7 protein-coding genes are annotated in these 11,191 nt (G+C 69.4%); 2 read left to right on the top strand and 5 right to left on the bottom strand.

Annotated features, from left to right (window positions below):
- From purF to ACOJSN_RS07230, 4 genes are all read right to left on the bottom strand, one after another.
- Positions 1–1,421: amidophosphoribosyltransferase (gene purF / locus ACOJSN_RS07245; RefSeq protein ID WP_420111834.1), on the bottom strand; the 1,421-nt coding region annotated here is incomplete at its 3' end.
- A gap of 47 nt (positions 1,422–1,468) precedes the next feature.
- Positions 1,469–2,920 (bottom strand): RNB domain-containing ribonuclease, encoded by a 1,452-nt coding sequence (locus ACOJSN_RS07240; protein WP_420111833.1) that lies wholly within the window; start codon positions 2,918–2,920, stop codon positions 1,469–1,471.
- A gap of 7 nt (positions 2,921–2,927) precedes the next feature.
- Positions 2,928–3,359 (bottom strand): hypothetical protein, encoded by a 432-nt coding sequence (locus ACOJSN_RS07235; RefSeq protein ID WP_420111832.1) that lies wholly within the window; start codon positions 3,357–3,359, stop codon positions 2,928–2,930.
- 9 nt (positions 3,360–3,368) lie between these two features.
- Positions 3,369–3,725 carry a sterol carrier family protein gene (locus tag ACOJSN_RS07230; RefSeq protein ID WP_420111831.1) on the bottom strand — a complete coding sequence of 119 codons (357 nt, stop codon included), beginning with the start codon at positions 3,723–3,725 and terminating at the stop codon, positions 3,369–3,371.
- Between the two features lie 60 nt (positions 3,726–3,785).
- On the opposite strand from ACOJSN_RS07230, the gene treS reads away from it, so the two are divergent.
- On the top strand, positions 3,786–5,510 hold the full coding sequence (treS, locus tag ACOJSN_RS07225) for a maltose alpha-D-glucosyltransferase (RefSeq protein ID WP_420111830.1): 1,725 nt from the start codon (positions 3,786–3,788) through the stop codon (positions 5,508–5,510).
- Positions 5,507–6,940: a maltokinase N-terminal cap-like domain-containing protein gene (locus ACOJSN_RS07220; protein WP_420111829.1), complete on the top strand. Its 1,434-nt coding sequence runs from the start codon at positions 5,507–5,509 to the stop codon at positions 6,938–6,940. The genes treS and ACOJSN_RS07220 overlap by 4 nt, the downstream gene beginning before the upstream one ends.
- A gap of 249 nt (positions 6,941–7,189) precedes the next feature.
- Here ACOJSN_RS07220 and ACOJSN_RS07215 read toward each other — a convergent pair.
- Positions 7,190–11,191, bottom strand: a 4,002-nt coding sequence (locus ACOJSN_RS07215; RefSeq protein WP_420111828.1) for an ExeM/NucH family extracellular endonuclease, incomplete at its 5' end; no start/stop codon positions are given.

Here is an 11,191-nt window from a genome sequence, read left to right as displayed (position 1 = left end):
GTCACGGGGATCGGGTACGAACCGGTGAAGCAGGCGGTGCACAACGCCGACGCGGGCTGCTCGGTCGCTTCGACCATGCCCTCGAGCGAGATGTACCCGAGGGAGTCGGCGCCGAGCGAGGCACCGATGTCCTCGACCGCGAGGCCGTTCGCGATGAGCTCGGCGCGGGTGGCGAAGTCGATTCCGTAGAAGCAGGGCCACTGCACCGGCGGCGAGGAGATCCGCACGTGCACCTCGGCGGCACCGGCCTCCCGCAGCATCCGCACCAGCGCGCGTTGCGTGTTGCCGCGCACGATCGAGTCATCCACGACCACGAGCCGCTTGCCCTTGATCACTTCCCTGAGCGGGTTGAGCTTGAGCCGGATGCCGAGCTGGCGGATGGTCTGCGAGGGCTGGATGAAGGTACGCCCCACATAGGCGTTCTTCGTCAGCCCTTGCCCGAACGGGATGCCGGACTCGGTGGCGTAGCCGATCGCGGCGGGTGTTCCGGACTCGGGCGTCGGGATCACCAGATCGGCCTCGACCGGGTGCTCGCGTGCGAGCGCACGCCCCATCTCCACGCGGGAGGCGTTGACGCTGCGGCCCGCGATCGTGGTGTCGGGCCGCGCGAGGTAGACGTACTCGAACACGCAGCCCTTGGGCTCCGGCTCGGCGAATCGAGAGCTGCGCAGACCGTCGGCATCGATCGCGATCAGCTCGCCGGGCTCGACCTCGCGCACGAAGGCCGCGCCCACGATGTCCAGCGCCGCCGTCTCTGACGCCACCACCCAGCCGCGCTCGAGCCGACCGAGCACGAGCGGTCGCACACCGTGCCGGTCTCTGGCGGCGTACAGCGTGTCCTCGGAGAGGAACGCGAGCGAGAACGCACCGCGTACCTGCGGCAGCACCTCGAGCGCCGTCGCCTCCAGCGTGTGGTCGGGGTCCCCGGACAGCAACGCGGTCAGCACGAACGTATCGGTGGCGCAGCGATCGACCAGCTCGTTGCGCTGCCGAGGCCCGTACCGCTCCTCGACCAGTCGCACCAGTTCGGCGGTGTTGGTGAGGTTGCCGTTGTGGGCGAGCGCGATCGTGCCCTCCGACGTAGGGCCGAGCGTCGGTTGCGCGTTCTCCCACGTGGAGGCGCCGGTGGTCGAGTAGCGCACGTGCCCGAGCGCGATGTGCCCGGTGAGCGAGGTGAGCGCCATGTCGTCGAACACCTGCGACACCAGGCCCATGTCCTTGTAGACGAGGATCTGCTCGCCGTTGCTGGTCGCGATGCCCGCTGACTCCTGGCCGCGGTGCTGCAGCGCGTACAGCCCGAAGTAGGTGAGCTTGGCTACCTCTTCACCGGGAGCCCAGACCCCGAAGACACCGCACTCATCCTGCGGGCCCTTGTCGTGAGGGTTGACCTCGTGCGTCAGTCGTCCGTCGCCACGCGCCACGGCTCCATCGTCCCACACCTCCGCCCGGACCGGCTCAAGGCCCGCTCTCACGGATGCCTGAAGGCGACCCTCCTGGTGGTGGCGTCGGCCTCGGCGAGCGTGACCGTGATCGCCTCGCCCAGCGGCAGGTCCGTCCCGGTCACGGTGGCCTGCACGGCGGGCTCAGCGACCACCACGGTGCCACGCTGAGCCTGCTCGCCGTCCTTGGCCTCGTTGAGCTCGACGATCACACCCTCGAACGCCTCGCCCACACGCGGCGCAAGCAGCACCGCCTCGACGAGGTTGACGCACTCCCGCTCGTAGCCGGCCGCCCGCTGACCCGTGCGTGCCATCACCCTCGGGAGCGGCTCGAGACGATCGCGCACCCAGGCAGGAACGTCCTCGTCAGCGCTCGCCGCGAGGCAGATCTCCAGCCCGTACCGGTCCACGAGCCGGCGCAGCGGCGCCGTCACGTGCGCGTACTCGGCCGCGATCGCTCCGTGCGGGGACTCCTTCGGCAGGTCGCCGTCGAACGTCAGGTAGCCGGCACCCCGGAACAGGGTGGTCGCCTCGTCGAGGAACGCCGCCTGCGCCGGGACCGAGGCGTCCAGACGGCGGAGCATCGCTCCGTAGCTCTCGTCGCCATCCCAGTCGATGCCGAGGCCCGTGGCGGCGCGGCGCAGCCGCTTGACGTCACGCGGGTCCGCCTCGGGCAGCGTGCGGAACACCCCGATACGCTTGCGCCGCATCAGCCCGGCCGCGGCGATGCCGGTGAGCAGCGAGATCTGCGCGTTCCACTCCTCGACGTCGAGCGTGTCCCGGTACCGCAGCTCGTAATGGTCGTCGACGCGCGCGATCTCCTGCTCGGGGATCCGCAGCGACGCGCCACCGCGCTCCACCTCGCGCTCCTGCCGCAGCGTGCCGATGTCGCGCAGCAGCGCGAGCATCTCCGGAACCTCACCGAACGTGCTCTCCTCGAGCGCCTGCTGCACCTGCTCGTACGTCAGTTGGGCGCGGCTGCGCACCTGCGCACGGACCACCTCGGCGTGGACGATCTCACCGCGCGCATCGAGCCGGATCCGCCAGAGGCACGCGGGCCGGTCCTCGTTGGGCAGCAGGCTGGCGGCCCCTTCGGCGATCACGTCGGGGTGCAGCCCGATGCGCCGGTCGGGGCCGTAGAAGGTCATTCCTCGCTCGTGCAGCTCGGTGTCGAGAGCGCCGCCCGGCGTCACGAACGAGGCAGGGTCGGCGATGGCGTACTGCACGAGGTAGCCCTCGCCGTCGCGCTGCAGATGCACTGCCTGATCGAGGTCTCGGGCGCCCGGTGGGTCCACGGTGACGAACTCCACATCGGTGGCGTCCAGCACGTGCGCAGGCGGGTTCTGGGCCGCGCTCTCGGCCTCCGCGAGAGCCTCGGCCGAGAAGTCGCCGGGAACCTCGAGCTCGGTGCGAAGCGCCTCGAGCGCCGGCGCCACCGCCTCCACGGTGGCGCGGTCGAGGACGAAGCTGCGAACGGGCACGCTTACCTCACTTCACACGGCGGGACCGGCGGTCGGCGAGCAGCGCGACGCCGCACATCACCAGCACCCCGATCGGGACGAAGATCGCCGCCATCAGCCAGAAGAACCCCCAGGCGTTCGAGGCCCATGGCCCACTCGCCTCGGCGATCGACTCAGGTGTGGCCACCCGGGTCTGGAACAGTGCGACGAGCAGGCCGACCAACCCGCCGATGACCGCGAAGCGCCCGAACCGGGGAGCCTTGCGCACCCGGGTGGGATCGACCGTGATCTCGTCGGCCTCGAGCGGATCGTCGTCGGCGCGCTCGAGCGTGCTGCCGGACTCCTCGGCCTCACCCTCGGCCACGTCCGTGTCCGCCGGCGGCTCGGCGGGTTTCTCCTCGGGTGCCTCGTCCGGGCGCTCAGCCGGCTCGTCACCCTCCGGATGCTCCAGCGTGCTCACCCGGTGACGCTATCTCACGAGCGGCAGCAGGTCGGACAGGTCCGCGCGCAGCCCGGACGCGCTGACCTCGCCTGCAGCCACCGCGTCGGCCCATGCCGTCTCGCCGGTCGCGAGCCGCAGCCAGGTCTCCATCGAGGTCTCGACGACGTTGGGCGGTGTGCCGCGCGTGTGCCGTGGTCCGTCGATCACCTGCACCACGCCTGCGGGCGGCACGCGTACCTCGACGGCGTTCCCCGGTGCCCGCTCGCCGAGCTCCTCCAACAGATACCGGACCGCCCTGATCGCGCTTGCGCGATCTGCCTCACCAGCGCGCCACGAGGCCAGGGCGGCCTCCCCCTGAACACGCGAGATACGCCGTCGAGCCATAGTCAGAATCTACGGCTCGTTCCGGTTGCGGGGGACGCAGCCACGCGTCACTGTGGTCCGGTGACCGACGTCAAGCCCGCCCAGCCTCCCGGCACGATCCTCAACCCCGGCACCGACACCGCGTGGTTCAAGAGCGCCGTCTTCTACGAGGTTCTCGTGCGCGCGTTCTACGACTCCGATGGCAACGGCACCGGCGACTTCCGGGGCCTCACCGAGAAGCTTGACTACCTCGCCTGGCTCGGCGTCGACTGCCTCTGGGTGCCGCCGTTCTTCTCCTCGCCGTTGCGTGACGGCGGCTACGACGTGGCCGATTACACCGCGATCCTTCCCGACATCGGCACCGTGGAGGACTTCCGGGAGTTCGTGGCCGCGGCGCACGAGCGCGGCATCCGCGTGATCATCGACTTCGTCATGAACCACACCTCGGATGCGCATCCGTGGTTCCAGGCCTCGCGCTCCGATCCGGACGGCCCGTACGGCGACTTCTACGTGTGGTCCGACACCGATGACCTCTACTCCGAGGCGCGGGTGATCTTCGTGGACACCGAGCCGTCCAACTGGACCTGGGACCCGGTGCGGCAGCAGTACTTCTGGCACCGGTTCTTCAGCCACCAGCCCGACCTCAACTTCGACAACCCGGCCGTGCTCGAGGCGATGCTCGAGGCGATGGACTTCTGGCTCGCGATGGGCCTGGACGGGTTCCGGCTCGACGCCGTGCCGTACCTGTTCGAGCGGCAGGGCACCAACGGCGAGAACCTGCCCGAGACGCACGAGGCGCTCAAGAAGGTGCGCCGCTTCGTCGACGAGAGATACCCCGGCACCGTGCTGCTGTGCGAGGCGAACCAGTGGCCGGCCGATGTGGTCGAGTACTTCGGCGGTGCGTACGACGACGGTGGCGACTGGGTTGGAACGGAATGCCACATGGCGTTCCATTTCCCCGTGATGCCGCGGCTGTTCATGTCGGTGCGGCGCGAGTCCCGCTACCCGATCTCGGAGATCATGGCGCAGACGCCGCAGATCCCGGATGGCTGCCAGTGGGGCATCTTCCTGCGCAACCACGATGAGCTGACGCTCGAGATGGTCGCCGATGAGGACCGCGACTACATGTGGGCCGAGTACGCGCAGGACCCGCGGATGAAGGCGAACATCGGTATCCGCCGCCGGCTCGCGCCGCTCCTCGACAACGACGACAACCGGATGGAGCTGTTCCACGCGATGCTCCTGTCGCTGCCTGGGTCGCCGGTGCTGTACTACGGCGACGAGATCGGCATGGGCGACAACATCTGGCTCGGCGACCGTGACGGCGTGCGCACCCCGATGCAGTGGACCGGCGACCGCAACGCCGGCTTCTCGCGGGTGACGCCCGGCAAGCTGCACCTGCCGGTGATCCAGGACCCCGTGTACGGGTACCAGAGCGTCAATGTGGAGGCGCAGACCGAGAACCCCTCGTCGTTGCTGCACTGGACTCGCCGGATGATCCACATCCGCAAGCAGCACCGCGCGTTCGGCCTGGGCTCGTTCACAGACCTGGGCGGGTCGAATCCCTCGATCCTGTCCTACGTGCGCGAGCACGAGGATGACGTGATCCTGTGCGTCAACAACCTGTCCCGGTTCCCGCAGCCGGTCGAGCTGGACCTGCGCGCGTGGGAGGGTCGAGTGCCGGTCGAGCTCGTGGGCGGCGTCCCGTTCCCCGCCGTGGGCGAGCTTCCCTACCTGCTCACGCTCGGCTCGTACGGGTTCTACTGGTTCCGACTCACCACTCCCCCAGCCGAGGTCTCGCTATGACGTCCCCCAGCCCGCTGCCGCTCGATACCCTGCCCGACCACCTCGCCGCCGCGCGCTGGTTCGGTGGCAAGGGGCGGCCGTTCACCGTCACATCGGTGACCCGCGCGGCCGAGATCCGCACGGACGGCGAGCCGCGGCTGGTGATCGATCTCGTGGAGGTGAGTTACTCCGACGGCGCCGAGCCCGCCACCGAGCGTTACCAGCTGCCGCTCTCGCTGTACTCCCATCCCCAGGAGCGGCTCAATCACGCCTTCATCAACTGGTACGACGAGGGCGGCGAGTCCTGGGTGCACGCCTACGACGCGATCCATGACCGCGACGCCATGGCTGCCTGGTTGGCGGCGTTCGCCGCCGTGGAGCCCGACGGCGGAGCACCGGTCTCGGAGTCGGGTCCCGATGGTCTCGTGCTGCGTCGACTGCCCGGCCATGAGCTGGACCCTGAGGCCCACTCGACCCCGTTCTCGGGCGAGCAGTCGAACTCCTCGGTGATGTTCGGCAACGACTCGTTGATGAAGGTGTTTCGCAAGCTGACGCCCGGGGTCAACCCGGACATCGAGATCCACGACGTGCTCACCCGCGCCGGCTCGGACCACGTGGCGGCACTGTACGGGTGGGCCGAGCTGGGCTCCGGTGAGGGCGTGCTGCAGCTGGCGCTGCTGCAGCAGTTCCTCACCACCGCGAGCGACGGTTTCGAGCTCGCCCTCGCCTCGGTCCGGAACCTGTTCGCGGAGGCGAGTGTGGACCCCGGCGGTGAGCTCGCTGCCGATCAGGCGGGCGGCGACTTCGCCGACGAGGCACACCGGCTCGGCGTCGCACTTGCCGAGGTGCACGCCGCGCTCGCCGAGCATTTCGGGCGGGAGCCGGTGCCGCCCGAGGCGTTGACGGCTCTCGGCGACCGGATGGTCGCGCGCCTGGACGAGGCCGTGACCGTGGTGCCCCAGCTCGCGGAGCAGCGCGAGCGCCTGCGCAGCACCTTCGCCGGCGTCGCGGGGCTGAGCGACGTGCACCGGCAGCGTGTGCACGGCGACCTGCACCTGGGTCAGACGCTACGGACCGTGCTGGGCTGGAAGCTGGTCGACTTCGAGGGCGAGCCGGCCAAGCCGCTGGCGGAGCGGCGCCAGCCCGACTCCCCGTGGCGCGACGTGGCCGGGATGCTGCGCTCCTTCGACTACGCCGCCCATGCCGTGGTGATGACGGCCACGAGCGCCGACGGCACGGAGGACGAGGACCGCGACGACCGCGCCCGCGCCTGGGTGGACCGCAACAGCCAGGCGTTCCTGGCCGGCTATCTCGGCGACCGCGAACCGACGTCCGACGAAGAGACCCTGCTGCGCGCTTACGTCGCCGACAAGGCGGTCTACGAGGCGGTGTACGAGGCCCGCAACCGCCCCGGCTGGCTCCCCATCCCCCTCGCCGCCCTCACCCCCTGATTTCAACGCTCTTCCGGCACAGAGACACTTTCAACGCTGATCCGGCACAGCGAAGGTTTCAACGCTGATCCGGCATCAGCCGCCACATCAGTCCGGCGCTGTGTTCGCCGAAACAGCAACGAAACCCTCCTCGTGCCGAATCAGCGTTGAATCCCCCTCGGTGCCGGAAGAGCGTTGAAAGCGATGAGGGCGGGTGGTGTCGTGCGCCACCCGCCCTCATCGCGTCACCCCCTGCGGGGGACCGTCACCTCACGGCCACGGCCACCACGGGAACAGCAGCTTCAGCAGCCCCCAGAGCCACTTCGCGAACTCCTTCCACGGCTCCCACGGGTCGGGACCGGGGGCATCCGGGTCGTCGAGCGTGAACTCCACCGTGGTGGCGTTGCCGGCCACGTCGTAGACCACGAGCGTGTTGGCACCGGCCACCGCACCGAACGCACCCGGCTCGATGAAGTTGATGTCCGACCAGGTGTTGTTGGCCAGGTCGCGATCGGTGCCGTTGAGCGTGAACCGGTCGATCTGGCCCGCGTCGAACAGCGTGTAGCTGACCATCTCGTATGAGTCCGGGCCGCCGACCGTGAACTCCGACCCGGGCTTGACCGTGACGGTCGGACCGGTGGTGTCGATCGTGACGTCGATCGTGCGGGTCACCGAGATGTTGCCGGCGAGGTCGGAGGAGTTGTACCGGATCGTGTAGCTGCCCTCCGGCAGCGTCACCGTCGCGGTGTGCGTCCCCGAGGTGGCCCCGTCGACCGCCGTCTGCGTGCTGCGGACCAGGGTGCTGCCCTGGTAGATGTTCGCGACGATCCGGTTGAGTCCGACATCGTCGGTCGCGTCCACCTGGATGTTCAGCGACTGGAACGGCCCGGCCGAGGTCGGCGACACCAGCGTGGTCTCCGGCCGGGTCGTGTCGACGACCTCGTCCTCGACCACCAGCGTCGTGGAGTAGACCACGCCGTTGACATCGTCGCTCAGCTCGAGCACGACCTCGCCTGCGGTGCCGTCGGGGATCGTGAAGCTCACCGACGCCTGGCCGACCTCGTCGGTGGTATCGACGATCGAGGTGTCCACCGCGAACGTCCCGACCTCCACGCCGTCGAGCGTCGCGGTGACCTCGGTCGGCTTCGCCTCGTCCCGTGAGAACGCGAGCGAGGACAGGTCGACGGCGATCTCGTCACCCGGGGCGAGCACCGCCGTCGGGTCGGAGACCCAGCTGACGCCGATTGCGCGCTGGGCCTCGTCCGGCGAGGCGACCTCGAACTCGGCCATGTAGTCGACCATGGCGACCAGGTCGCTCTGACCCGAGTCCTGGGTGCCCGTGCCTTCGGCGAGGGTGCCGAAGTTGTCGCCACCCGAGGCGAGGAACGAGTTGACCACGACCGTGTACTGGCCGTCGGCCTCGATCGGCTCACCGTTCAGCGTCATCTCGACGATCCGCTCGCCGGCCGCGGCGTTCGGGTCGTAGCTGTAGCGGAAGCCCTCGGAGACACCGAGCCGCAGGAACGGCCGCGAGGCACCGGCGGGCTGCCACTGCTCCTCGAGCACCTGTGCGATCTGGTCCCCGGTGAGCACCGTGGTGACCAGGGTGTTCGCGAACGGCTGGACGATCGCGGCTTCACGATAGGTGAGCACGCCGTCGCCCTCGTCGCCCGAAGCGGCGTAGAGCATGTCGGCCCGCAGCCCACCCGGGTTCATGAACGCCAGCTGGGCGCTCGGGTTGGTCCGCTGCGCCGCCCAGAGCTGAACGTCCGCGACGAAGTTGCCGAGCGTGGACTCGCCACCGCGGTTCTCCGAGCCGGTGGACTGCAGGGCCCGGCCGAAGTCTGCGGTGATCTCCCCGAGCGGCACCGAGCCGAGTTCCTCGGCCACGGCCACCGCCTCGTCGACGATCGCCTGCACCTCGGGGTCGCCCTCGCAGTAGGTCTCGCGCGGGATCGGCGGATTCGCGTTCGGGTCGCCGGGTACCGGAACCAGATCCACGTTCTCGGCCGTCGCCGCGGTGACCTCACCGGTCTCACGGTCCACCGTCAGCGACAGCGCACCGAGCATCTCGCCGTACTGGGCCGACTGTGTGACCCACATGCCGTCGACGTCATGCACGTACGCCTGGTGGGTGTGGCCGGAGATGATCGCATCGATGTTGCCGTCAGCGCCGGCGACCAGGTCGCCGTACGGAGTGCCGTCGGCGCTGGCCAGGTCGGGCGAGGAGGCGCCGTCGTGCACGAGCACCACGATCACGTCGGCCTCGTCGTTGCTCTCATCCCCGTCGGAGAGCTGGGCGGCGTAGGTGTTGACCGCCTCACCCATGTCGGAGAACGTCAGCCCCTCGATGCCCGACGGCGACACCAGTGCCGGCATCTCCTCGGTGATCGCACCGATGAAGCCGACCGAGATGCCGTCGACGTCGAGGATCGTGTACGGGTCGTACACGGGGTTGCCGTCGGCGTCCACGATGTTCGCGGCCACGTACGGGAAGTCGGAGGCACCGATCACCCGGTCGTTGACGTCGTCCTGACCCTGGTCGAACTCGTGGTTGCCGAACGCCGAGACGTCCAGTCCGATGTGGTTGAGCACGTCCAGCGTGGGCTGGTCCTGCTGGATGAACGAGGTGAACGTGGACGCCCCGATGTTGTCACCGGCCGAGAGGAAGAGCGTGTTCGGATTGGCGTCGCGGTAGGTGTCCACCGCGCACGAGAGCACGGCGGCACCCGCGGACTGGCCGTCCGCCTCGATCCGGCCGTGGAAGTCGTTGATCGAGAGGAGGTCGATCTCCACCGTGGGCGAGACGTCAGCGGTCACGTCGATACCGACGACCACCGGGTTGTGGTCGGAGGCCCGGAACTGGCTGCCGAGCTCCACGTGCTCGCTGGCGAAGTAGTTCCAGCGGGAGTACTCCGCCAGCACCGACTCCTCGGCGTTGATGCGCCAGACGTCCGAGCCGGTGATGCGCTCGGTGGCGCTCTCGTTGCCGAACACGTAGTCGAGCGAGCCGACCTTGCCGCCATAGACGTAGGTCGGCTCGTCAGCGAATGCGGCGTTGAGGTTGGTGTAGCCGGCGTTCTCCAGCGCGACCACCGGGTTCTCGGCGCCATAGGAGTTGAAGTCGCCGAGCAGGAACACGTCCTCGATGCCTGCGGCACCGGCGACGCTGTCGGTGAAGGCGACCAGTGCCTGCGCCTGCGCCACGCGGTCCGCGTCGAAGCAGCCCTCCGGCAGGTTGCCGCAGTCGCCGCCCTTCGACTTGAAGTGGTTCACCACGGCGAGGAACTCATAGCTCGGCTCGGCCACCGAGGTGAAGGCCTGCGCCAGCGGCTCGCGCGCGTTGTAGAAGGCCGGGTCGTCGATGAGGATCTCCGATTCCCCCGCCAGCTCGACCGTGTCGGGCTGGTAGATGAAGGCCGTGCGGATCACGTCCTCGTCCTCGGGCAGCGCCTCGGGTGAGGGCGCGTACGCCCAGGTTCCCGCTCCGGCGTCGGCGTTGAGCGCGTCGACGAGGGTCGCGAGCGCGTTGTCCCGCTCCTCGCCGAACGGGAGCGAGTTCTCGATCTCCTCGAGCCCCACCACGTCGGCGTCGAGGGCGTTGATCGCCGTGACGATCTTGTCCTCCTGCCTCTGCAGGTTCTCCTCGTCCCACGCGCCGCGGGCGTCGCAGCCGCCGCTGACCGTGAGCGGGGTGCCCTCGCGATCGGTGTAGGCGGTGCAGCCGGGGATGTCGGCGCCGAGGGCGGTGAAGTAGTTGAGCACGTTGAAGGTGGCGAGTGTCAGGTCGCCGCCCACGGCCTCCGGTGCGGTGTTAGCGGCCTGCGTGTTTCCACCGCCCACGAGCACCACGTCGTCGGCGTTGCCCGTGACCGGCTCCGTGGGCTGGAAGTTCCACTGGAACCGGTAGTCCACGATGACCGGCGAGACGAACTCGAGCACCGCACCCGTGCGGATGTCGGGATTCCCGGTCAGGTACGGCACGTCGGCGCCGAAGTCGGTGCGAGCCGAGTTGCCGTCGTCGAGCGTGACGGCGCGGGCCGCATTGTCGGCGGCCGCCTCGTCGAACTCCGTGGTGCCGGGCAGTGCGACCTCGGTCTCCTGGACCAGCGGCCCGTCGAGCCCGAGCCCGATCGAGCCGAACCGGGTGTCGCCCCAGCCGCCGAGCGCGTACGTGTCGGAGATCGCGTAGCGATCGGCTGGAGCCACCAGCATGCCCTCGAACACCTCGCGCCCGGCCTCGTCGGCCGGGAGCACGAAGTCCTCGATCGG

Origin of the sequence: Pseudactinotalea sp., from assembly GCF_048594945.1 — a bacterium.
In the GTDB taxonomy this organism is placed as follows: Bacteria; Actinomycetota; Actinomycetes; order Actinomycetales; family Beutenbergiaceae; genus Pseudactinotalea.
The sequence above is the reverse complement of the archived record's forward strand: the minus strand, read 5'-3'. Positions and strand labels throughout refer to the sequence as shown.

Excerpts from the sequence above, each read along its gene's own strand:
- ACOJSN_RS07230 (WP_420111831.1), bottom strand. The coding sequence starts at position 3,725 with ATGGCTCGACGGCGTATCTCGCGTGTTCAGGGGGAGGCCGCCCTGGCC.
- ACOJSN_RS07220 (WP_420111829.1), top strand. The coding sequence starts at position 5,507 with ATGACGTCCCCCAGCCCGCTGCCGCTCGATACCCTGCCCGACCACCTC.